The organism is Arthrobacter sp. 05T442, assembly GCF_056395945.1.
Genome location: NZ_JBFTKM010000001.1, coordinates 542,164 through 565,144, shown reverse-complemented (window position 1 = coordinate 565,144; position 22,981 = coordinate 542,164). Strand labels below are relative to the sequence as shown.

The 22,981-nt window shown below is 67.2% G+C and carries 19 protein-coding genes, 1 tRNA gene and 1 pseudogene; 4 read left to right on the top strand and 17 right to left on the bottom strand.

Annotated elements, in window-relative coordinates:
* Positions 1–72: 72 nt before the first annotated feature.
* From AC1DES_RS02655 to AC1DES_RS02635, 5 genes are all read right to left on the bottom strand, one after another.
* Positions 73–396 carry a hypothetical protein gene (locus AC1DES_RS02655; RefSeq protein WP_476894108.1) on the bottom strand — a complete coding sequence of 108 codons (324 nt, stop codon included), beginning with the start codon at positions 394–396 and terminating at the stop codon, positions 73–75.
* Between the two features lie 125 nt (positions 397–521).
* Positions 522–1,286: an alpha/beta fold hydrolase gene (locus AC1DES_RS02650; protein WP_476894107.1), complete on the bottom strand. Its 765-nt coding sequence runs from the start codon at positions 1,284–1,286 to the stop codon at positions 522–524.
* 98 nt (positions 1,287–1,384) lie between these two features.
* Positions 1,385–2,977 carry an ABC-F family ATP-binding cassette domain-containing protein gene (locus AC1DES_RS02645; RefSeq protein WP_476894106.1) on the bottom strand — a complete coding sequence of 531 codons (1,593 nt, stop codon included), beginning with the start codon at positions 2,975–2,977 and terminating at the stop codon, positions 1,385–1,387.
* A gap of 107 nt (positions 2,978–3,084) precedes the next feature.
* Positions 3,085–3,549 carry a GatB/YqeY domain-containing protein gene (locus AC1DES_RS02640; RefSeq protein WP_476894105.1) on the bottom strand — a complete coding sequence of 155 codons (465 nt, stop codon included), beginning with the start codon at positions 3,547–3,549 and terminating at the stop codon, positions 3,085–3,087.
* 275 nt (positions 3,550–3,824) lie between these two features.
* Positions 3,825–4,100, bottom strand: coding sequence for a hypothetical protein (locus tag AC1DES_RS02635; protein WP_476894104.1), 276 nt, complete (start codon positions 4,098–4,100; stop codon positions 3,825–3,827).
* Between the two features lie 340 nt (positions 4,101–4,440).
* Between AC1DES_RS02635 and AC1DES_RS02630 the strand changes: the two genes are divergently transcribed.
* Positions 4,441–4,854, top strand: coding sequence for a hypothetical protein (locus AC1DES_RS02630; RefSeq protein ID WP_476894103.1), 414 nt, complete (start codon positions 4,441–4,443; stop codon positions 4,852–4,854).
* A 328-nt stretch (positions 4,855–5,182) separates the two neighbouring features.
* On the opposite strand, the gene AC1DES_RS02625 is transcribed toward AC1DES_RS02630, so the two are convergent.
* The 8 genes and pseudogenes from AC1DES_RS02625 to galU all read right to left on the bottom strand — a co-directional run bounded on the left by AC1DES_RS02625 (position 5,183) and on the right by galU (position 12,739).
* Positions 5,183–6,850 (bottom strand): phosphodiester glycosidase family protein, encoded by a 1,668-nt coding sequence (locus tag AC1DES_RS02625; protein ID WP_476894102.1) that lies wholly within the window; start codon positions 6,848–6,850, stop codon positions 5,183–5,185.
* Between the two features lie 466 nt (positions 6,851–7,316).
* Positions 7,317–8,297: an amidohydrolase family protein gene (locus AC1DES_RS02620; RefSeq protein WP_476894101.1), complete on the bottom strand. Its 981-nt coding sequence runs from the start codon at positions 8,295–8,297 to the stop codon at positions 7,317–7,319.
* 298 nt (positions 8,298–8,595) lie between these two features.
* Positions 8,596–8,756, bottom strand: a pseudogene (locus AC1DES_RS02615) (IS3-like element ISAar46 family transposase); the annotation flags it as partial.
* A 277-nt stretch (positions 8,757–9,033) separates the two neighbouring features.
* Positions 9,034–9,106 (bottom strand) — tRNA-Ala (locus AC1DES_RS02610).
* 46 nt (positions 9,107–9,152) lie between these two features.
* Positions 9,153–9,953 (bottom strand): SDR family oxidoreductase, encoded by an 801-nt coding sequence (locus tag AC1DES_RS02605; RefSeq protein WP_476894100.1) that lies wholly within the window; start codon positions 9,951–9,953, stop codon positions 9,153–9,155.
* Positions 9,954–10,051: 98 nt separating this feature from the next.
* The gene (locus AC1DES_RS02600; RefSeq protein WP_476894099.1) at positions 10,052–11,065 is read right to left on the bottom strand and encodes a hypothetical protein; all 1,014 of its coding nucleotides are present in this window, start codon (positions 11,063–11,065) and stop codon (positions 10,052–10,054) included.
* A gap of 118 nt (positions 11,066–11,183) precedes the next feature.
* Positions 11,184–11,804 (bottom strand): GNAT family N-acetyltransferase, encoded by a 621-nt coding sequence (locus AC1DES_RS02595; RefSeq protein ID WP_476894098.1) that lies wholly within the window; start codon positions 11,802–11,804, stop codon positions 11,184–11,186.
* Positions 11,805–11,809: 5 nt separating this feature from the next.
* Positions 11,810–12,739: a UTP--glucose-1-phosphate uridylyltransferase GalU gene (gene galU, locus AC1DES_RS02590; protein ID WP_476894097.1), complete on the bottom strand. Its 930-nt coding sequence runs from the start codon at positions 12,737–12,739 to the stop codon at positions 11,810–11,812.
* Between the two features lie 96 nt (positions 12,740–12,835).
* Here galU and AC1DES_RS02585 point away from each other — a divergent pair, with 96 nt between their 5' ends.
* The 3 genes from AC1DES_RS02585 to cpaB all read left to right on the top strand — a co-directional run bounded on the left by AC1DES_RS02585 (position 12,836) and on the right by cpaB (position 15,040).
* A complete protein-coding gene (locus tag AC1DES_RS02585) occupies positions 12,836–13,459 on the top strand; it encodes a 5-formyltetrahydrofolate cyclo-ligase (RefSeq protein WP_476894096.1) in 624 nt (207 codons plus the stop codon).
* 266 nt (positions 13,460–13,725) lie between these two features.
* Positions 13,726–13,977 carry an FmdB family zinc ribbon protein gene (locus AC1DES_RS02580; RefSeq protein ID WP_476894095.1) on the top strand — a complete coding sequence of 84 codons (252 nt, stop codon included), beginning with the start codon at positions 13,726–13,728 and terminating at the stop codon, positions 13,975–13,977.
* Positions 13,978–14,134: 157 nt separating this feature from the next.
* A complete protein-coding gene (gene cpaB / locus AC1DES_RS02575) occupies positions 14,135–15,040 on the top strand; it encodes a Flp pilus assembly protein CpaB (protein ID WP_476894094.1) in 906 nt (301 codons plus the stop codon).
* Between the two features lie 293 nt (positions 15,041–15,333).
* On the opposite strand, the gene AC1DES_RS02570 is transcribed toward cpaB, so the two are convergent.
* The 4 genes from AC1DES_RS02570 to AC1DES_RS02555 all read right to left on the bottom strand — a co-directional run bounded on the left by AC1DES_RS02570 (position 15,334) and on the right by AC1DES_RS02555 (position 22,911).
* Positions 15,334–19,491: an AAA family ATPase gene (locus AC1DES_RS02570; protein WP_476894093.1), complete on the bottom strand. Its 4,158-nt coding sequence runs from the start codon at positions 19,489–19,491 to the stop codon at positions 15,334–15,336.
* Between the two features lie 209 nt (positions 19,492–19,700).
* Positions 19,701–21,290 carry a glutamine-hydrolyzing GMP synthase gene (gene guaA, locus AC1DES_RS02565; protein ID WP_476894092.1) on the bottom strand — a complete coding sequence of 530 codons (1,590 nt, stop codon included), beginning with the start codon at positions 21,288–21,290 and terminating at the stop codon, positions 19,701–19,703.
* A 218-nt stretch (positions 21,291–21,508) separates the two neighbouring features.
* Positions 21,509–22,021, bottom strand: coding sequence for a DUF3817 domain-containing protein (locus tag AC1DES_RS02560; protein WP_476894091.1), 513 nt, complete (start codon positions 22,019–22,021; stop codon positions 21,509–21,511).
* Positions 22,018–22,911, bottom strand: coding sequence for an SURF1 family protein (locus AC1DES_RS02555; protein ID WP_476894090.1), 894 nt, complete (start codon positions 22,909–22,911; stop codon positions 22,018–22,020). Before AC1DES_RS02555 ends, AC1DES_RS02560 begins: the two co-directional genes overlap by 4 nt.
* Positions 22,912–22,981 lie beyond the last annotated feature (70 nt).

Sequence of the window (22,981 nt, the reverse complement as noted above, 5' to 3'; positions counted from 1 at the left end):
CGGGCGGGCGCAGCTGATCCCGCAGGACCGGCGGGGAGTGGTTGCCGGTTTGGCCGTCAGTCGGGCGTCGAATCAGCGGGAGGACCGCCTGTTGCGCGCCAGGGACACCAGCCGGGTGAACGCCAGGACAAAGACTGCCTCGATCAGTACCATGAGTCCGAGCCACACCCACTGGCCGTTGCCGATGAAGGCAACGGCCCCGACCAGTACCAGAACGGTCCCGAGGACGAGGGCATAGACGGCGAACCCAAAGGCTACCCGCGCGCTGCGCACACCCGTGCGGAAGCCGAAGCCCTGGGGCTCCCCGCCCGGGAATCCGGCGACGCGGTCCGGTCCGGCCGGCTTGAGCCTGTCGAACTCCTCCCAGGGATCCCGGTCCTGATCCTGTTCTGTCATGCTTCATTATCCCGCGAATCCGCCGCCCGCGCCTCGTCCGCGGTCCCGGACGCCGCCTGCGACGCCGGTCCCCGGCGAAGCGCAGCCGGCGGGACGCCTGCCTTGTTCGCGGACTTCGAGAGGGGTCAGCGGAAGAAGTCCAGCAGAACCGGGGCGACGGCGTCGGGCGCCACGGCGTGATCCTGGCCTGCAACGACGCCCTTCCGTCCGTCCTGGACGGCAGCAGCCACCGCGGTGGCTGAGGCGGCCGCCCACGCGGCGCTGGCGCCGCCATACAGGGCGAGGACGGGAGCGGAGATACCTGCAAACCGGTCCGCGGGCACCGCGCCGTCGGCCGCGAGCGTCAGGTCGTAGGGCAGCGTGGGCGCCAGTGCCACCAATGCCGGCCACCAGGGCGCCTGGGCCATCCCGGGGTCAAAGTCGGAGCCAGTGTGCCGGATGAACTCCTCGACAGCCTTGCCCCCGTTGCCCCCGTCCGCCAGGGCACCTACTTTCTCCACGAAAACCTGCCAATCATCGCCGCCGCCGGTGAGGTAAGGCGGTTCGTAAACGGCGATCTTCCCGACCGGGACACCTGCCGCAGCCGCCTCGAGGGACAGAATCCCTCCCGAGGAGTGCCCGTACAGATGGACGGGTCCGTCGGCTGCGGCAGCGAGCGCGCGAAGGTCGTCGATTTCCCGGTCGACGGCGTAAGGCGGGGTGCTGGTGCTGTCCCCTCGCCCGCGACGATCGTAGCTCACGACCGTGAACGATTCCGCCAGCAGGGGCACCAGATTGGCGGCCGAGTGCCGGTTGTTCAGCGCCCCGCCCACCAGGATGAGCACCGGGCCGGTCCCCGCTCGCTCGTAGGCAATCGTGCTTCCGTCAGCGGACTGGACTGTCTGGACCATGGCGGTTCTCCCCCGGGGTTTGCGAGCTTGGCACGGCGGCTCCGTTGCGCGCCTTAGTCTCTTCTACGCCACGGCGGCCGGCACTTCAAGGGCCTGGCCTAAGCGGCGCGCACATCGATTTCGCCGGGCTGGGCGCCGTCACTGCCGAACACGAGATGCCGGTTGGCGATCTTCTCGGTGAAGAAACGGTCGTGGCTGACCACCACCACGGCTCCCGGGAAATGCAGCAGCGCCCGTTCCATCACCTGGGTGCTGGACATGTCCAGGTGGTTGGTCGGCTCGTCCAGAAGCAGCACGGAGGCGCCCGAGAGCAGGCACTGCGCCATGGCGACGCGCGCCTTCTGGCCGCCAGAGAGGTTCCCGATCTTCTGTTTGAGGTCAGCCTCGGAGAACTGGAACATCGCGAGGAACCTGTTGACGGACTTCTTCGTGGCGCTGAAGGCCAGGCTGTCCGGCAGCGCGTTGACTGCGTGGGACACGGTGTCGGCGTCGTCGAGGTCCTCAAGCATCTGGTTGTACGAGACAAAGCCGGGCCCCTTGGCCCAGACCACCTCACCGGAATCCGCCTGCTCCTCGCCGGTCAGGACTTTCAGCAGCGTGGACTTGCCGCTGCCGTTGGAGCCCAGAACCACGATCCTGTTGCCGCGGCGGATCTCAAAGCTCAGGTCCTCGAACAACACGTGGTCGCCGTAGGACTTGCCCAACCCTTCGACCCGGCAGAGGACATCCTTCACATGCAGGCCACCGTAGATCTCCGTGACGATCTGGTCCACGGGCCGGGGCGTGCGGGACTTCTTGATCTTGGCCAGCTGGTTCCCCAGTCCGCGGCTGGCGGCCTTCGCAGCTTCGCGGCGGTCCGCGATGCCCTCAGCCTCGAACGCCAGCAGCTCCGACTCGTGCACGAACTGGGCCTCAAGCGTCTTGAGGCGGAACTGCTTCTGCACCACGTATTCGGCAAAATTGCCGGGGTACTCGTGCAGATGGAAGTTTTCCACCTCAATGATCCGCGTGACGACGGCGTCGAGGAACTTCCGGTCGTGCGAAACGATGATCGCCGCCCCGCGGAAGTCCCGGAACCAGCCCTCGAGCCACTCGACGCCGGCCACGTCGAGATAGTTGGTGGGTTCATCGAGCAGCAGCACCTCGGGGCCCTCCAGCAGGATCTTGGCCAGGGCAGCGCGGTTGCGCCAGCCGCCGGAGAGCTCATCGATTGCGCAGACTCGGTGGGCTTCATTGAATCCCAGCGTGGTCAGGACGGTGTCGATGCGCCGGCCATAGTCCCAGCCGTCGAGGCGGTCCATGGCCTCGAACAGCTCCGCCTGGCGGCTAATCAACCGGTCCAGTTCCGCGCCGGCAGGGTCTTCGGCGATGGAGCCGTCGATGGCAGCCAGTTCGGCCTCGATGGCCTTGATCTCGACGAACAACCCGTCGAGCACCTCGAGGATGCTCGTCTGGCCGTTCAACTCGGAGAACTGGGAGAAATACCCCACCTTGGTCCCGGGGTCCACGGTCACGGTTCCGGTGTCCGGCTCCACCTGGTCGAGGGCCAACTTCAGGATGGTCGTCTTCCCGGAGCCGTTCTTGCCGATCAGGCCGACCCTGTCCCCCGGCTCAAGGCGAAAAAACGCCTCACGCAGGATCTGCGTATTGTCGAAACGTACGTTGACGTCGTGCAGCCGGATAAGGCTCATTGCTGTCCCTTCAAGGGGTTTTTGGGGCGCGGCGAGGTTTTCGCCGCCGGCGTGCCCGCTGTCTTGGCGCGGGGGTACTGCTGCGCGGTGTCCTGTTGCGCGTGTTGCTACTGCGTGATGCGTTTACGCACTATCTCGCTGACGGCCTTGCCGTCGAAGCGTCCGGCGACCTTGGCGGTGACAGGTTTCATCACGGCGCCCAGCTGCCGGATGGTCAGCTCCACGCCGTCGGCCTTCAGGGTGGCAATGGCCTCGTCCACGATGGCTTCCACCTCAGCGGAGGAGAGCGCTTTCGGCAGGTACGCCTCGATGATTTCGGCTTCGGTGATTTCCGCTGCGGCACGGTCGGGCTCCCCGGCCTCCGTGTAGATGCGGGCGGTGTCGCGCCGCTTCGCGGCTTCCTTCTGCAGCAGGGACGTCACCTGCGCGTCGTCGAGCGCAACCGGAGTCTTGCCGGACTTTTCGCGCGTTTCGATTTCCCCCAGAACATTGCGCACCGTGGTGAGCGCGACCTTGTTGCGGTCCTTCATGTGGCTGACGACATCTGCGTGCAGCCGGTCTTTCAGAGTCATGGTGATGTTCCTCGTTTTTCGTTCGCGCCCCTGTGAGGGACGCTCCGATCATGTGCACCGGTCATGTGCACGGATCAAACAGGGCTCCCCTGTTCTCGGACACTTGCTCCTTCCAGTGTCCGCCATCAAGCCAACGACTCCAGCCACACGGGAAGGATGCGTCCCCGCCTCGTCGGTCAGGACGGCTTCGCGGGACAGGAAATTCCGCCGGTCGAACTCGTTCGGCGGGCGGACAAGTGCGGCCGGACTAGTGCGGCGGGCCCGGTGCGGCGGGACTAGTGCGGCGGGCCCGGCCTTGTCGACAGAAAGATCTGGTCCATGTCTTCGCCTGTGCATAGACCCGTGGTACATGCATGGCGGATGACAGCACGCCTGAACTCCTCCGCGTGCGCCAACCCGTCGAACCCCTTGAGGAGCCAGATCGTTTCGCCGTCGTCGCTCCCCATGTCAATGGACAGGTCCCAGACGTCAGTTTGCCACGATTCAGTCGAGGCTTTGATGTTATTGATCTTGGCCAGGTTGATGAAGTAACCATCGAATTCCAGGAACATGCTTCCCCCAGGAGATTGCGTTGAGCGGGAGGAACCCGTGCTTCGAGGCTACGCGCTGATGCCGGTGTGACACGCCGAAGGCCCGCAGTCGACGTCCTAACCGGGACAACCGGGGGTCAGCTGCCCGGCTTCTTGAGACGGCCGGTGGTCCCTGACAGCTGCGGGTCCGTGGCCGGAGCCGACGAGATCGCTGGGCCTGCCAGCGGAGTTGCGCTGATGCCGTGCCTTCCGCCAGTTCGCACTAACGACCCGGCACACGTCCCGGCGCGTCACCACACCGGGGCCGCCGATAGTCCGGTGCCCCTGTCAGCGGCCCGGGCTGCCGGGCTAGGCTCCCGCTATGAAGCGACGGGGGATATTTCTGGTCATCCTGGGGATGCTGATCGTTGTGCTGGCCGTGACCTTGGTGAGCCGCGGATCCGGCAGCACTGTCTGCCCGGCAACCGGGTACGCGTACACGGGCGATGTGGAACTGGTCTTCGCCCACGGGCCGAGGTCGGTTGCAGCCTGCTTCGGGGAGGGCTGTACTCCATCTCCGGTAACGAGTAGCCCGGACGGCAGGTGGCTGGTGCCGCAGTCCGCGCCCTATCTGGTGCCGCCGGCCAGTGTCAGCTCTGTCCATGTCGACGCGGTGGACTCTTCAGGTGCCCTTGCTGAGCGCGTGCTGCCGATCGAAACGGAACCTACCGGGGAGCACCCGGACGGTCCCGCATGCGGCGGGCCTTTCCGGTTCAAGCCAGTGACGGTGCCGTGACCCGTCAGGCGGTTTCTTCAGAACCAATCTCCCGACGTCGTCCGCCAATATGTGGACCACTGCGCGCGCTACGTGGGCGAGCCGGAGAGTGCTGCTCCAGGTCCTTTGAGTGTTCTCGGCGGGCCGGCGTAGAGTCTGCGCAACGCATCATTACCGGATTGAGGGATGACTTATGACACTGGATGGCTGGAACCCGCTGGTTCTCCTGCCCGCGGCGTTCTTCGCGGCCTTCATCGTCCTGGCCGTCCGGGCCGCACGCAGGGCCCGGAAGCGGAATCCCCGGGACTAGACGACGGCCGGGCGGCGATCAACTGGCGCGGTGCTCCCCCTACTTGCCTGCGTCTTCCTGCTTGTCCTTGCGCTGGGGAAGGACGAGAAGGGCGTCCCCGACGGGACGTTCTGCGCCGCCCGAGGGGCTGTTCAAGACGGTTCCTCCGGCCACGGCCGTGGTCGAGCCGCCGCCGTCAAGGTTCATTGCCTGTTCCATGCCCAGTGACTTGGCGACGTCGGCTTCTTCCTTCAGGCTCAGGCCCAGCGACGCGGTCGAGCGTCCGTCGGCGGTGACCAGCAGGGTTTTCCCTTGGGCATCGGTGCCGGCAAATGTCCGAGGGTTCCGTTTATGGACCCAGCCGTAGTAGAAGCTGTTGCCGTCGTTGGGGTGGACCATTCCATCTTGCTTGACGGTGACGTCTTCCTGGCCGTCCTTGACCAGCACAGGACCGCCGCTGACGACGCTTGTGGCCTTGTCGGTGTGGAGGGCCTTACCGTCCTGGCCGAGCAGGGCGGTCCCGATTTTCAATTTGGCGCCTACGGGAGCCAGCGCGCGGAGCCGTGGGACATCAGTTCCCGTTGCCTGGACGGTGTGGCCGCCGGCGGGGACGGTTGCGCCGCGCGTCTCCGCGACTGACGTGACCGTGTCGCGGCTGTCCACAGCTACCTCTAGTCCCGGACCGACGGGTGTGGAGGGTCCGAACTCCGGTGTGAAGGTGACGAGCTCGTTGGCGTTCGTGCAGGTGACGTCCTGGAGGGCGAGCTGGGACGGCAGGTCGTTGGCGCCGCCGCAGTTGCGGATCAGGCCCGGGACCCGGTCAATGCCGTCCAAGGCCGCCTCGCCGGAGACGCCGGAAAGGGTTCCTGCCCAGGTGAGTCGTTGCATGCTGCTGGCATTCTTCTTCCCGTCAATGACGAGGGCCGGGCGGTCCGCGACGGGTTCGCTGAGGGTTTTGCCGCCGTAGACCCCGACCCCGGCGGGGTCACCTTCGGCTCCGGCTTTCGGGTCGAACACGAAGAAGCCTGCGTTGACCGCGGCGATGGCGTGGGCGTCGGAGGACAACTGGCTGGTCGTCTCCCGTTTCTCCAGGTCCGGGCCGAATGAGGCGGCAAGCTGGCCCTGGTAGGTCTTGGGGTCGATCGTGATGACTTCAAGGTTCCACGGCCCGCGGGTCTTGGCACCGGTGTCGCCGTCCCAGCCGGTGTAGATCACCGAGGCGGCAAGCCCGGCCGCCTTGATCTTCGCGACGATGGAATCGCCGTCGGCCTGGGCGGCGAACTGGCCGGCGCGGACCCGGTACCCCAGGTCGCCGCCGGCATCGGCCAGTTGCGGGGACTGGACATGCTCGACGCGGGCCCCCACGCCGGCGGCTTTGAGTTTGTCGACGGTGTGCTGCGCGCTGGCTTGGCTTGAGAGTGCTGAGGCGGGCGCGTCCGGATCCGGTGAATCGGAGGGGATGGCCACCTCGGCGGTCCAGAAGAGCGAGGCGTCTGGTCCGCCATGGCTGATCTTCGTCAAGGTGACGCCCGGCGCGAGTGTGCTCACGGTTCGTTTCTCCGGAAGATCCGCGGCACCCAGGTCAAGGTGGGCGCCCGTATCTGTGCCGGGGCCGTTCTTCTCACTGCCGTCGGCATGGCTGGGGCCCGCTGGGCTGAGGAGCGCCGCACAGACGGCCAGAACCAGGCCGCAAGTCAGGGCGTTGCGGTGTTGGGGGGAGGCTTTCATCCATCCACCGTAGACAGCGCCGCAGGCGGTTTCCGCCCGTTCCACGCGGGGTTGGCGACCTGTTAGTCCAACTTTTGCGGGCCGTTCACCCACCAGGCTCGCGATTGGGTTGGCGGCAGAGAGACCATGCCGCCGACGGTCAGCCTCGATGGTGCCGGTGATGGGACGCAGGCGAGTGGCGTCCCAGAGGAAGCGAAGGCTGCGTACTCGCTGCCGGTCGGGACGCCCCGCGACTGGCTCGGAGGAGCGACGGTGCCGGAGGCAAGCATGGCCAGCGCCGCGGCCCGGACGAGCATGCCGCCAACGATCAGCCATTTTACCGTTGGTGCGGTCCCCGCAGGGTCGCGACCGGAGGGTCCGTAGCTCCCGGCGGGATGACCGTCACCGGTTGGCGGCAACAACGGAATCCGATGGAGGATCGTTGTACCCGCATGTGCCTGACAAGGGGGCCCAGACGCACACTGACCTAATCCTGATCAGGCCTCAGGCGGGGAAACAGCGCCTCGGAATTGCCGCGGTCTATCGCCGCGCGCAGGGAGGGATCCAGCGGGTAATTCTCATACTCCATCTGCAGGAAATCGATCCCCGCAGAGGGGGCGAAGGGGAAGTCAGTGCCGTACGTGATGCGGCCGGGGTCAGCTACCTCGAGCAGGCTGGGCAGGGCCGCGGGGCTGGCGGACAGGGCGACGTCGTAGTAAAACCGCCGCAAGATGGACTGCTTCTTGTCTCCCAGCGCCGCCAGCGCGCTGAGCGCAAGGACCTTATCGTTGAGCATCGTCAGCAGGATCCTGTACGCAATGTAAGGCACGAAGCCACCCGCATGGGCCAGGATGAACTTGATTCCCGAGAACTTCTCCATCGCACCGGACAGGACCAGGCTGATGGCAGTGCGGGTGGTGTCGAGCAGGAAATCCGCGGCAAAGGTGGGTATGCCCGGCACCGCCGGAGCCGGCAGTTCACCGGGGTGGATGAACACTACGGCCCGGCGGCGGTGCAGGAACTCCAGCAGCGGCTCAAAACCGGGATCGCCCAGATAGCGGCCGTCGTTGTTGGCCAGCAACACGACCCCGTCCGCGAACAGGGTGTCCAAGGCGTACCGGGCCTCCGCCAGGGCACCTTCCACGTCCGGCAGTGTGAGCGTCGCGAAGAACCCGAACCGCTCCGGCCGAGCCGCCACCACTTCTGCACTGTACTCGTTGACCTCCCGCGCCCGCCGCCGCGCCTCCACCGCATCCCCGAAGTACACACCGGGCGTCGACAGGGACAGGATGCCGGTCTGCACGTCGTGCCTGTCCATGAACTTTAACGCGGAGCGCTCGGACCACGACGGCAGGCCAATGCCGCCGGGGCGGATGCCCTTTTCATGCATCCAGCGCGCATACCCCGGCGGAACGATGTGCTGGTGAGTGTCGATGCGGTACGGCCGGCCCATCCGATCCTTGTCCACGCGCTCATTTCGCTGATCCGCGGGAACCTCAGAGGCCATCGGATGTGAACAATCTACTCGCTAATCGGACCCAGGTGCAGACCGCGGTGCAGCGCTTGGGCCTGAGCTGGACCGGTCCGTGGGTGCTCTTCGAAGTTGCGTGCACGAACCGCCGCTTGCGCTGGGAGCCGTTCTCTTAGTCGCCTGCTGGTTCTCCGCGGCCAGCGTCTCTGGGTGGTCGGGGTGGCAGTCGATTGTCGAGTCTGGCGCCGGTCATGGCCGTGGCTTTGACTATCTCCGGGATGGACCGCTCAGCCCTAACAATATTGGGATCGGTGGAGGTGGCGAACCGTTCGGGGTGTTTCGCACGGGCTGCAGCGAGTGTCGCCGAGCCTGTTCGGCCGCGCCTGCGGCGTAACCGCAGTGGACGTTCGCCGGGGTGTGGAAGTCGATCCCGGAGTGTGGGTGGTGATGGGTGTACGAACGCCGCAGCCATACGCCAAACCGCCTGAGGCCGGCTGAATTTCCGGGCAAGGACGCCGAGGCTTGCCTACATCGCAAGGCGCAGAACATCAGCGTGCAACGGTCCCAAGTCGCACGGTCTGTGGGAACTGTCTCACTCCGGCGACCCTGACCGATCGCCATAGTCTTCCGCAGCTTTCAGTCCAAAACGTCGGGTATGCGTCCGCTGATCCAGTAACGGGCAAGAGAAAAGCCCTCCAACCGAACGTTTCCGCAGGTCAGAAGGCTTTTGCTGTGGAGCTAAGGAGATTCGAACTCCTGACCTCTTCGATGCGAACGAAGCGCTCTACCAACTGAGCTATAGCCCCGAAGCAACGCCGGTCCCGAAGGAACGGCGTTGCCGGTGTCCCTAGGCTACAAACTATCTGCGTGCATTTCCAGCCAGCGCTCGAATGTCTCCGTGCCGTGTCGTTCCGCGGGCGCCAGATTGAGCCCTTTCCGCAGGTATTTCCCCATTCCGCCCGGCAACGGCAGGCGGACCAGCCGCCCCCGCGAACCGGTGGCACGCTTCCAGGCCCAGGCCAACTCGGCCATGTCGCTGACCTCCGGTCCGCCGATGCTTCGGACGCGGTGCCCCACACCGGACGGGACTTCCAGCGCCGCTTCCAGCAGCGCCGTGGCGACGTCCGCGGGCGAGATCGGCTGGAAACGGGCTCCCCGGACAACCGGGATGATCCGGACCTTCGAACCGGCGGCGAATACCGTGCCCAGCAGCGAGTGGAACTGCGTGGACCGGACTACCACCGTCTCCAGTCCGGAGTGCTCGTAAACATGCTCCTTGGCCGCCTTTGACCGGTAGAAACCGACGCTGCTCCGGTCGCAGTTGATGATGGAGAGCATGACCGCCTTGGCCACCCCGGCGTCCTGGGCGGCGGCGAGAAGCCGCGCGCCGCCGTCGGCGAAGCCTTTCAGGGCCTTCCCCGATTTGCCCTCCAGGCAGTCGATCACGACGCCGGCACCAGCCAGTGCCGCCGCAAGGCCCTCTCCCGTCGTCGTGTCCGCGCGGAAGTACTCGGCCCCCTCGAGCTTTCCGGGCGCGCCGGCCGAAGGCGGGTGGCGGCTGAGCACGGCGACCTCGTGCCCGGCGTCGAGGGCACCGCGCACCACCTCGCGGCCCACTTGGCCGGTTCCCCCAGCGACGCAGATTCTAGTCATTCCCCGAGGCTACCGGTTGATGGCCGCTGTAGACAGGTCACCGCAGCAGAAAGCCCCGGGCAGCCGTTGCTGGCTGTCCGGGGCTGGAAAGGCAAGCATCAGGCGCGGCGGCGCTGCAGGACGTCGTCGAGGTTGCTCAGCGCGCTCTGCGCCTTGCCAAGGGGCTTCGCGTCGGCGTCTTCCGCGGTCCGCGGCTCCGAAGCGGCAGGTTTCGCCGAGGCCTGCTTGAGCGTCGGCTTGCCAACGGCCTTCGGGGCTTCCGGGAGATCGAGGGGCTGGGGAGCTGCGCGTTCGGCCTTGGCGGCTTCAACGTAGGTGGGCTTCGGAACCTCCACAGGCTCCCAGCTGGAGCCTTCGACGGAGATCGGCGCTGTCGCAGCGAGTGTCGAAATGTCGCCAGAGGCCGCGGCTTCGGCCAAGGCGGCCCGGCGCAGTTCCTGGGCGGTGAGCTGCTTGGGCGCGGGTTTTGGCTCGGAAGGGCCCGCTTGAGCGTCAAAGAGCGGGCTCTCAGCGCGGGTCACACGGTCCGCGGATTTCCGCACCGGGCCAGCCTGGTCCGATGCGTCGTGCCCCGCCCCCTCCCGGACCGAAGCCTGCCGCGCCGGTGCGGTCATGGCTGCCCGGAAGGCGGCATTGACCTTGCGACGGCGGTCACGGACGGCAAGCCGGCGGAGCAGCATGACCGCTCCGGCCGCGCCCAGTAGCGTCACCACCGGCAGCCAACCTGAACCCACCCCGAAAATCCGCAGCACCGCGGACACGACGCCGGTGAGCAACGACAGCACACCGGCCAGCGCAAGTGCCAGCCGTCCGTAGCGGATCCTGAATGCCGGGGCGGCAGTTGCGGCCGTCCGGGCTGCATAGCGGTCCGTGGTGCTCGTGGCAGGGACGGTGCGCGGCGTGCTGGTCATGGGGTTCTCCTGCTGGGCCGCCATTTTCATGACTGTCACGGCTTGGTGGTCTGCTGGTTCTATGTCTATGACATCCGCCAGGTATTCGCCCGCAGGCTGCAGCTGGTGGCGCCCGTTCCGGAGGACGTAGGGGGCCACCCACACGATCCAGAGCGCAACAGCAATGACAAGGATCACAGAGCTGCTAAGAGGGAAGTCCACAATCAAAACCGTATGAGGTGCAATGGACATGGGGCCGCATTCGTGCCGGTGTGTCGCGCAGCAACCGGCAATAGGCCGGGATTATGACGAAATCGCTGGTCAGGGACGGTTCAGGCACTCACGCCGTGCGGGACCGCAGCCACCTGGCGAGCAGACCTTCGGGCACTTCCTCGGACGTCAGCGCAAAGGTGCGGTGATCCGCCCATTGCCCGTTGATGTGCAGAAACCGGGGCCGGTAGCCCTCGTCCCGGAAGCCGAGTTTCTCCACAACCCGCAGGCTGGGCCCGTTTTCGGGCCTGATGTTGATCTCCATGCGGTGCAGGCCCAGGGTGCCGAAGCAGTAGTCCGTTGCCATGGCCACTGCGGTGGGCGCAATTCCCTGGCCGGCCCGCTCCTTGTCCACCCAGTAGCCAAGCGTTGCCATCATGGCCGAACCCCACACGATCGATGACACCGTGAGCTGGCCGACGATGACGGGCGCCTGGAACCCGGGGGTCCACGCGGTGATGACGAAGGGCAGCGCCGTGGCCTGCGTGGCCTGGACTTTCAGGGACCGGACCATCTGGCGGTAGTCGGGCAGGCCTCCGCCGGGGACGGGGTTGGACGCCTCCCACGGCGCCAGCCACTCGCTGTTGCGGGAGCGGAGCTCGGTCCACTCCTTGCGGTCCCGGTAGCGGATCGGCCGCAACACGATGTCGCCGCTCTCCAGCGTCACCGGCCAGTTGAAGCTGCCCCCCACGGAAGTTACTTGGCGAGGCTGGCGGTCAGGCTGGGGTCAAGGCTGGCGGCAAAGCCGGGAAGCCATTCGCGCAGGCCCGGGCCGAGGTCCTCGCTGTCGCAGGCGAGCTGGACACAGGCCTTGAGGTAGCTGAGCTTGTCGCCGGTGTCGTAACGGCGGCCCCGGAAGATTACGCCGTAGACGCCGTAGCCTTCGCCGGTCCCGGACGAGAGTTCCTGGAGTGCGTCCGTAAGCTGGATTTCTCCGCCGCGGCCGGGCTCGGTGCGTTCCAGCACGTCGAAGACGGCCGGGTGCAGCACATAGCGGCCGATGACGGCCAGGTTTGAGGGGGCGTCCTCGACGTCGGGCTTCTCCACGAGGTGGTTGATGCGCACGTACTCTTCGCCGCCGACAGCTTCGACGTCGGCGCAGCCGTAGGAGCTGATCTGGGACGGGTCCACTTCAATCAGCGCCACAACCGAGCCGCCGGTCTTGGCCTGCACCTCGATCATGGTGCTCAGCAGTTCATCGCGGGCATCGATAAGGTCATCGCCCAGCAGGACCGCAAAGGGCTCGTAGCCTACGTGCTGCTTTGCACGAAGGACCGCGTGGCCCAGGCCCAGGGGATCGCCCTGGCGAACGTAGTGGATGTCGCCGAGGTTGCTGGCGGCCTGGATCGACTCCAGCTTGGCGGTGTCACCTTTGGCTTCCAGGGTGGCTTCCAGGGTGGGGACGCGGTCGAAGTGGTCCTCCAGCGCGCGCTTGTTGCGGCCCGTGATCATCAGGATGTCGTTGAGACCGACGTTGACGGCTTCCTCGACGACGTACTGGATAGCCGGCTTGTCAACGACGGGAAGCATTTCCTTGGGCATGGCCTTGGTGGCCGGCAGGAATCTGGTACCGAGGCCCGCGGCGGGGATGACGGCCTTGCGGACGGAAGCGTTGGATGTAGTCACTCGACTAATCTATCGGAGGTACCAATCATTCGGTAATCATTCAAGCTGCCGTCCCGGGCCCGGGGCCGCCGGCAGCAGGCGGAGGGACGAGCCGTTATGGCGTCAAAAGTAGACATTCGGTCCAGCCATAGGGTCCAACGCGCCGCCCTGCCGCCAGCAGCGCTCGAATCGGCCGCCACGGGCATAGCCCGCCGCGGTCTGGAGTGGGCAACCGGGTTGACAAGCGGCCACGCGGGAACGTTCGCGGTGTACCTCGGCGTAGGTTCCGAGCCGCCGACCCGGCCCCTCCTGACGGCCCTGCACGATGCCGGTCACAGCGTGCTGCTTCCGGTCTGCGAGCCCGGACTCGAACTGGCCTGGGTGTACTGGACCCCGGAGTCAGTGTTTGGGCGCAGCCGCTACGCGCCCATCCAGGAGCCGGCCGGGGAACGCCACGGGACCGAGGTCATGCGCCATGCCACGGGCGTGTTCGTGCCGGCCACCGCCGTCGACCTCTCCGGCAACAGGATCGGCCAGGGCGGCGGCTACTACGACAAGTTCCTGGCCGCCTTGGAGGGCATGCTTCCGCGGACTGCCAACTCGCCCGACGGCGGTCCGCTGCCGACCGCCGCGGTCGTGTACGAGTCGGAGGTGCTGCCCGCCGGCAGCATCCCCGCCGAGTCCTTCGACCGGAAGGTTTCTTTTGCCCTGACCCCGGCATCCCTAATCCGGCTGGGCTGATCCGGCTGGGCTGATCCGGCTGGGCTTGATTCCACCGGGGCGTGGCCATCGGGCCGTCGGCGGGGCCGATGGGAGGGGTGCGCGGGCGGGGTGCGCGGGCGGGGTCCGCGGGCGGGGTGCGCGGGCGGGGTCCGCGGGCGGGGTCCGCGGGCGGGGTGATAGAATTGGCACTCAGGCCCTGCGACTGCTAAAGGACGGGTTCCGGCAACGGACTCTCCGACTTGGCACCACGGGACCTGCTCGTTTGTCCCAGAGGAGGATTTCCAGTGCCCACGTATGCATACGCCTGCAAGGACTGCAGCCACGCCTTCGAGATCGTGCAGTCGTTCACCGACAGCACCCTGACGTCCTGCCCCGAGTGCCAGGGAACCCTGCGCAAAAAGTTCAACAGCGTGGGCGTCGTCTTCAAGGGATCGGGCTTCTACCGGACCGATTCCCGTGATGCCAAAGGCAGCACCGTATCGCCGGCTTCCGCGCCTGCTCCCGCGGCGGCACCTGCCCCCGCCGCCGCCAGCTAGTCTTCTGCCCGCATCGGGGTTTGACCTGCCAGGCTCCCCCGCTTAGCGCCACTCCGCCCCGCCGGCGTGTTGCCTTCCGGCACCGTGCGCGGGCTGCTTTTCCACATAGGCGTGCCGGCGTCTGACCCTTCACGCGGCTCGCGCGTAGCGTCGAGGCATGAAACCGTTCCCGTGCCTCGCGCCGCTTCCCGTGGGCCCCGTCGTCGGCCGCCCTCCCGGAGGGCACTCTGCCGTAATGAGCTCTCCCGAAGGGCACTTAATCCTTGGGAGCCCTCTCCCCGGGCGCTTCCTGCACGTGGCCTTTCGCACCGCTGCACGTCCACCTGGCGGTCGCTCCATGTCCGGCCGGCCTCACTCCGGGGCCCCGCTTCGCTCCAAGAGTCCCCGAAGTTCCAGGACGCTTCGCGGCCGTCCCCCGCACCGGCGTCTCGCAGGGTGGCTGAACCGGAACCGGCGGCTGGCGGTCCTGCTCCTCCTGTGCGTCGCCGCGGGTGTGACGGTGCAGCAGTTCACTCCAGTCCCCGCCGAGACAGTTGCGGTCTTCGCCGCGGCGGAGGATATTCCGGCGGGTAAGACGCTGGAACCGGGTGATGTCTCCAGCGTCAGCGTGCCGCCTGGCCTCGTTCCCGGGGGCAGCCTGAGGAGCGAAACAGAAGTCCTAGGGAGGCAGTTGGCCGTCGCGCTCCGAAAGGGCCAGCTTCTTACCGACTCCCAACTCATCGGTGCCGGGCTGCTGGCGGGCACCCGGCCCGGGTCGGCCGCCGTGCCTCTCCGAATGGCAGATCCGGCCTCGATCCAGCTGGTCTCTCCCGGACAGCTCATTAATGTGGTGTTGACCGGCGGCAACGGCTTCGAACAACCCTCACAGTCCCAGGTCCTGGCTGCAGCCGTCCCCGTGCTGTGGACGTCGGCACAGGGCGGCAAGGGCGCCCAGTGGCTGGCTTCCAGTGACGCTGACGGACTCATCGTCGTGGCAGCCGACGCTGACCAGGCCCGACGGCTCGCCGGCTCGTCCACCCAAGGAAAGCTGTTCTTCGTAATGGTTGGATCTGCCCCCGGCTAGCCGCGGACGCCCGTGCGGGCGTTGTCAGCAGGCGCAGTCAGCAGGCGCCTCAGGCAAGGCAACATCGCGCCCGATGCCGTCCGAGCTGACCCGCGGCGGGCCGACGATGTGGCGGCGCTCTGCCCCAGAGCGGCGGCGCTCTGCGGCCCTGTTCAGCCCCGCTGCGGGCCGCCGGTCCCAGCCGCCGGGGCGGCCCTGTTCAGCCCCGCTGCGGGCCGCCGGTCCCAGCCGCCGGGGCGGCCCTGTTCAGCCCCGCTGCGGGCCGCCGGTCCCAGCCGCCGGTGCGGCCCTGTTCAGCCCCAGTGCGGTGGCTTCTGTTCCTGCAGCCACGCGTCGTGGTCGTAGCTGCCCGGCTGGTCGCCCCAGCGCCGGGGGTCATCCTCGGCAGCCTTGTTCGGGAGAACCCCGCCGGACGTTGAGGCGTGCACCTCGGTGAGGCGGGTCTCCCGCGCGTGCCCTTCCTGCCCGGGGCCCGAATTCTCGTCGCCGGCGTACCCGCCGTCGTGATTGTCGCCGTCGTGATTGCTGTTGTCCTGGATGTCGCCGTCCGCACGCATGCCGCCGGTCTCCTCACTGCCTGTTACTGATTCCTGCTGGTGCGCGCTGTCCGGCCAGCCGGCCGCTGGCTGCCGCTGTGCTTCCGGTGCCGGGGCTGCGGGAGCGGCCGAGGCCTGCACATCGTTGACCGCAAGGTTTTCGACGTCGTCATCGAAGGACCCTGGCGGGGTCCGATGGCTGGCCGCGGCGGGCTTCTCCAGCCCCAGGTATCCGCCGATTCGGTCGGCGCAGGCCGAGGGATCGGTGAATACCTCTATGGTCCATAGTGGCATGTAGCGCCAGCCGAGTCGCTCCAGCAGTTGCGGCCGGAGCCGGCTGCGCTCCCGGACAGACATCCGCCGGTACTGCTCCGTGCCATCGGACTCGATGGCCACAGGCCTCGGGATCTCAGCATCGTCCTGGCCGATGGTACTGAGCGGATCTGCCGCTGCCACCATGTTCAGGACACCGTCGTACTGGTGCCAGACCCGCGCGCCGCGGGCGCGGAGCCGGTCCCCCAGATCGGCCACGAGCGGGTCGGCCCCGAGTTCCTGCTCACTGGCCGCGGCCCGCGACGCGGGGCTGCCCAGATCCGAGTTGCCGGCGATTTCACGATCCAGCAGCTCGTAGAAATCCACTGCACCATGGCTCAGTCGCGTGACGTCCAGATCCTCCGGACGGAAGCAACTGAGCACGTGCAGTGACCGGCGGGCGCGCGTCATGGCGAGGGCGAATTTGGCGCGCCCGCCGTCGACGGACAGCGGACCCAGGCTGTGAAGCGCGCGACCGTGCGGAGTGCGGCCGTATCCCGGAGAGAAAATGACGTGATCGCGGACGAGGCCCTGCGCGCGTTCCAGGTCCACCACGCGGAAGGACTCATTTCCAGCCGTGAAGAAGCTGGCCAGCAGGGGGTAGTTGGGCAACTGCAACCGGATGGACTCGCCGATGCGGGCAGCATGGCGGAGGCTGCCGGTGACGACGGCTAGGGATGTCCGGGGCCGGAGCCTTGCGTGTTCGAAGACGAGCTCAACGGCGCGGTTCACTTCGGCGACAACAGACTCAACGCCGTCCTGGTCCGCGCTGGGCAGCCCGGTGCCGTCGGGCAAATATTCCACCGTGAGGGCACGCTCAAGGCCGGTGGCCGACTGGCCTTCGGGCAGGCGGCGGAGCCCGCCGTCGTAGAAGCCCTTGCTGAGCTGGCGGACGAGATCCTCGTCGACGGCGCGGTAGACGGTCCGCAGGCTCCATACGGGGAGCACGGCTGAGAGGGACCGATAGGCGCTCTCGACGCTCTGGGAGGAGGTCTCCCCCGCTGCGAGCCGCTCGACACCGACCGTGAATGTCCGGGGGCTGGCAATCCTGTCATCGCCGAAGGCAATGACCTGTTTCGCGCGGGCGATTGCCGGCAGGACAGCCTGCAGCGACGTCGCCTCGGCATCCAGGATCACGACGGCGTCGAATTTCTGTTCGACCGGCAAGAGACCCGTCATGAGGTACGGACTGACCGACCACACGGGTACCAGCATCGGCAGGAGTTCGGGCGCTTGGGCTGTCAATGCGGATAAGGTCACCCGGCCGTCCTTCAAGAGGCTTCGCAGCAGGTCGGCCTGGCGCGGGTGCTCCTTGATGGCCGCGCGCCAGCGTTCGGCGAGGTGCCAGCGCAGGCGCGCAGCACCGCTGGCAATGTGGGCGTTGTCCGCGAGGCGGTACTCCGCTTCGAGCTGGCGCAGGGCATCGCCGTCGGACATGGCGAGGTAATCGTCCCCGCTGATCATGGCTTCCAGCGCCGACTGCCACCAGGCCAGGTCCAGTTCGGCCGCCACGGACCCGGCCGGCACTTCGCGCTCGGCGAGGTCCGCGAGCAGCTCGCCGAGGCCGTGCTCGCGCATGTTCTCGACGAGCAGGGTCCGCTCCGGCAGGGTTTCGAGGGTCGCCGTGTCGGCAACCAGGCGTTCCAGGCGGGCCATCAGCTCTTCATAGGGCGTCCCGTGGAGGTCACCGCCGTCGGCGGTGTACTTGACGGCCTGCCCCAGCTCCGCCAGTTCGGACTGCAGCTCGCGGTAGAGCGCGGTGATTTCGGCCAGGCCAGAGGGCACAGCGGGGTGTCGCTGGGTCGTCGCGTAGCCGGACCAGGTGGCCCGCTGCTCCTGGACGAGGACGAGCGAACTGTGAAGATCGGCGATGTGGACGCCGGGCCGGACGTATTCCTTGGCCACGCGGCGCAGCCGGGAGCGCTGCATGGACGGCATTTCGATGTTCCGCTCGCGCCGCCAGGCGGAGGACGCCGTGGCGGAGATGAGGTCGTGGACCGGCCGGTCAAAAATGTCGGGGGTGAACTTGTCGAGGCTTTCGCGGACCGCGACGAGGAGTTCGATCTGGTCGCCCCACTCGGCAAAGGTGTCACCGAGGCGGATTTCGGCGTGGTCGGCGACACCGTCCATGCGCTCGCGCAGCAGCGGCAGCTTCTCGGCCACGGACCGGGCCACCTGCTGGGCCTCCTGCGTTTCTTTCCGGGTCAGCAGCCTTGCCCCGTGCCACGGGCTGGTTGTGGAGGCCCGGCTGAAACTGCCCAGTTCGGCTGCCCGGCGGAGCCTGCCGGCCAGTTCCTCGCGGTCCCGGATACTGTCCAGGACGCTGCGCTTGAGCCGGACCGTTGTGGCCGGCGCAGGCTGGATGGAGGTCAGTTCGGCGAGCGACTGCATGGCCTCGTACGGGGAGCATCCCCAGCGCTGCCGGACGTTATGCAGCGATGCGACGTGGTCCATTAGCGCGTGGCGGTGCCCGGTCAGGGTGCTGTGCAGGTTCTCCAGCTGGGGCTGCAGCGACTTTTCGTTGCGCACGATTGCGCGGACCAGCTGTCCCTTCAGCTGCAGCGGACTCGCGCTGCCCATGAGCTGGAACAGGACGGAGTCGAGTCCGAGGACATCCAGCTGGGAGGAGATCTCGCCGAGGCTGGCGCGCCGGTCGCCCACGACCAGCACGGTCCTGCCCTCATCCACGAGGGCACCGATGGTGTTGATGGCAGTCTGTGTCTGGCCCGTCCCCGGCGGGCTGCTGACGACGAGCGAGTCCCCGGCCCGGACGGCGTCCACGACGTACTGCTGGTCTGTGTCAGCGTCGAGCAGCAACAGCTCATCCGCCGGGTCCCGCTCATCGGTGCTGGGGAAGCGGCCGGCCTTCAGCTCGGGGACTTCGACGGGCTCCCCGGACGCGGCGCGGCCGAGCGCCATCACGACGGCATTGTTCTGGTTGATCCACGGATCGTCGAGATTGCCGGACAGGTCCGCGAAGGTCGACACGAGGAGATTGTGTTCGACCTCGGCGCCGTGGATCGGCTGGACCAGCGTGCTGAGGCGGTCCAGGACCGGCTGGGGGTCGTAGCGGGCGGTGCTGTACGCCATCCGCGTCACGGCGTTGACGTCGAAAACAATCCCATGGACGGACTTCAGGTGCCGTATCAGGGCCGGGTTGATCTGTGCCTGTTCGGTCAGTTGCAGTTCGTAGTCGTCCTCGCCGGGGCGGACTGTGAGGGAGATGGCGGTAAGCATGACCGGGGCCGAGACCCGCTGCGGCTTGCCCCCGACGGCGGACGTCCAGACGACAGTGCCGGCCGAGAAGTACCCTGCGTCAATTCCGCGGTCGTTTGCGAGCTCGAAGATCTTGGAGCGCAGGTTGCGCGAGGCCCGGGCCGCCACGACATACTGCTGGCGGTCACGGATGAGGGTGGACAGACGGGTGCGCCGGCCTGCCATCAGCTGGGCGAGACCGGACGGATGCGCGTGGGTCAGGTCAATGGAACCTTCAGGCGTCTTGGTGAAGCGCAGCATCGTATCTGCTCCAGTGACGGGCTTAAGCCCCGACAGCCATTTCCTGAGCTCCTCGGAGCCCTCGGGGTGGCCTTGACCAACTGACACTGCTGCCTTCTTTTCTGTGCTCGCGGTTTCTTTGCGCGCGCTTTCTTTGCTCGCGCGGGACGCCTTGGACCATACCGGCATGCTTTCGAGGGTAGCCCGAATCCGCCGCCCGTGACGGGCCGCAACACTGGCGCGGCCGAAATTCAACCCGAATTGCCAGGAGCGAAATGAAATGGCCGGCCTCGCAAGGAGGCCGGCCATTCACAGCGCTATTCCCATTCGATGGTTCCCGGCGGCTTGCTGGTCACGTCCAGCACCACGCGGTTGACGCCGTCCACCTCGTTGGTGATCCGGTTGGAGATCCGGGCCAGCAGATCGTACGGCAGCCGTGACCAGTCGGCGGTCATGGCGTCCTCGGACGAGACCGGACGCAGCACGATCGGGTGGCCGTAGGTGCGGCCGTCGCCCTGGACGCCGACGCTACGCACGTCCGCCAGCAGCACGACGGGCATCTGCCAGACCTCGTTGTCGAGGCCTGCCGCGGTCAGCTCCGCGCGGGCGATGGCGTCTGCCTTGCGGAGCAGGTCCAGCCGCTCCTTCGTGACTTCGCCGACGATCCGGATGCCAAGACCCGGGCCCGGGAAGGGCTGCCGGCCGACAATTTCCTGGGGCAGCCCGAGCTGGGCGCCCACGGCGCGGACCTCGTCCTTGAACAGGGCGCGCAGCGGTTCGACGAGTTCGAACTGCAGGTCTTCCGGCAGGCCGCCCACGTTGTGGTGGCTCTTGATGTTTGCAGCTCCCTCGCCGCCGCCGGATTCGACGACGTCGGGGTACAGGGTGCCCTGGACCAGGAACTTGATCTTCTCGCCATGCGCGGCGGCCTCGGCGATGATCGCCAGCTCAGCTTCCTCGAAGGCGCGGATGAACTCCCGGCCGATGATCTTGCGCTTGGTCTCGGGGTCGCTGACGCCGGCCAGTGCGCTCTGGAAGCGCTCCTGCTCGTTGGCGACGTAGAGCTTGACGCCGGTGGCCGCCACGAAGTCGCGCTCCACCTGCTCGGCTTCGCCTTCACGCAACAGTCCATGGTCCACGAAGACACAGGTCAGCTGGTCGCCGACTGCGCGCTGGACCAGGGCGGCGGCGACGGCGGAGTCGACGCCGCCGGACAGGCCGCAGATCACCCGCGCGTCGCCGATCTGTTCGCGGATCCGGTCAACCTGCTCCTCGAGGATGTTCCCTGCAGTCCAGTTCGGTTCGAGCTTGGCGCCCTTGAACAAGAAGTTCTCCAGGACCTGCTGGCCGTAGGCCGAGTGCTTCACCTCGGGGTGCCACTGCACGCCGTAGAGGCACTTCTCCTCGTTGGCGAAAGCTGCCACCTCGGCGCCTGCCGTCGTCGCGAGCACCTCAAAGCCGGCGGGGGCTTCATGGACGGAGTCGCCGTGGCTCATCCAGGTGCTCTGGTGCTGGGGCATTCCTGCGAGGATGGAGCGGCCCTCGCCGATCGTGGTGGTCTCGGTGGCGCCGTACTCGCGGAGCCCGGTCTGGGCCACCTTGCCGCCAAGGGCGTTGGCCATGGCCTGGAAGCCGTAGCAGATTCCAAAGACCGGGATGCCTGCTTCGAAGAGATCGGCACCCACGCTCGGGGCGCCGTCGGCGTATACGCTGGCGGGGCCGCCGGAGAGAATGATGGCGGCCGGGTTCTTGGCCAGCAGCTGCTCGGTGGTGTACGTGTGCGGAACCACTTCCGAGTACACGTTCGCTTCCCGGACGCGGCGGGCAATCAGCTGCGCGTACTGGGCACCGTAGTCAACAACCAGCACCGGCTTGTGGGACGTCTGGGATGCAGAGGGAGTAGTCACCCTACCAGCCTACTTTGCGCCGCGACCCGGCCGCACATTGAGAAGCCGGCCCGGGCCCGGAATCAAGCGCCGGGTAAGGGAACTCACACCGCCTCGGGTTGGCCGCGGCGTCGCCATGGGGGGTAGATCAGGGCGGCTCGGCGGCGCGTATCCGCCCTGATCTGCCCGCAGTCCGCGGAAAGGGCGGACGACGGCGGCGGGCCGCCGTCGTCCGCCGTTCAGTAGCGCTGGGGCGCCTGCGGGTTGGACGCCAGCTCAGCCTCGACCTCGGCGTGGAACTTCTTCTCCACGAAGAACGACAGGAACGGCACAACGCCACCCAGTGCCAGGACGACGAGCTTGCTGAACGGCCAGCGCATAAGGGACCACAAACGGAAGTTCGAGACGAGGTACACGACATACATCCAGCCGTGCACAATCAGGATCGTGACGGACAGGTTCATTCCGCCGATGACCCCTGCAGGATCGGCGTCGGCGAATCCGAAACCGAAAGGCTGCCCTGTCACGGCGTTGGTGCCGCCAGCGAAGAGATACTGGCCGAAGCCGTACCGGACGATCAGTTCGGTGCACAGCAGGAGCAGCATCGAGCCGGTCAGGTAGGCGAGGACCTTGTAGAACTTTAGGGCGGAGCGGATTTGGGCCTCGGTGCCGCCGAAGCGGCGCTTCTTGCCGGCGGCCGTTCCGGTTCCATTGGGGGACTGCGGCTGGACGGCTGGCTGGGGCTCGATCATGATTGCACTCTCGGGTCGGTGGGATGCGTTTGCGTGGCGTGCGGTTGGCTTGGATCCGGTCCGCGTGGCGGCGGGGAGCCGCCGGCGGCCGTCTGCCTGGCCTGCTCTTCGTCCAGCGCGTCCTCCAGGCCGCGGCGGTAGTCGTCTTTCACGAGGCGCCACCAGATGAACAGCGCGAAGCCGGCGAAGACCACCCATTCCACGGAATAGAAGAGGTTCAGCCAGTTGATCTGCTGGGCAGCCGGCTGGGGGCCGATCCGAAGTGGCTTGATGGGGCCGCCCGATGCTTCCGCCCCGACGTCGGTTCCGCCGGACACCTCGGTTTTCGCCGCGACAAAGCCGGGGTAGCTGCTGACGTCCCAGACGTTGATGAGTTCCGCCACGGAGACAGCACTTGCGCGGCCGGGGCCGGCGTCGGTGTTCGGCAGCGGGGATTCGGACGGCAGGAGCCGTCCGGTGAGTTCAATGGTGCCCGACGGCGGCGCAGCGGCGTCCGCTGGATCCGCCACCCAGCCGCGGGCCACGGGGATCCAGGTCTGGGGCGTGGCTCCGGATCCGGTCAGGACGGGAGCGCCCTTGACGGCGAAGGCGGAGACGATCCAATAGCCTTTCGCGCCGTCTTCGAGACGGCCCGGGATAAGCACCTGCTTCTGCGGATCGTAGCTGCCGGTGGCGGAGACCATTTGGTCCGCTACCGAGCCGTGGAAGAAGTCCCCCGGCTGCAGGACTGCCGTGAGCGCCCTAAGCTCCTCGGTCGTGGTGCTGACCGGCGCCTCCGGCTGCGTCGAGCGGCCGAACTGCCACTGGCTCAGCAGCACAAAGACCCCTGAAAGGGCGATCGCAAACACAAGGCCTGCGATCCAGCGGGGTTTGAGGGCAGTTTTCAGCACGTCTTAACCGTACTTCGTCACCGTGTAGAACCGCGAAACGGGCCCGGGGCGCCAGCACCCCCAGTGGGGC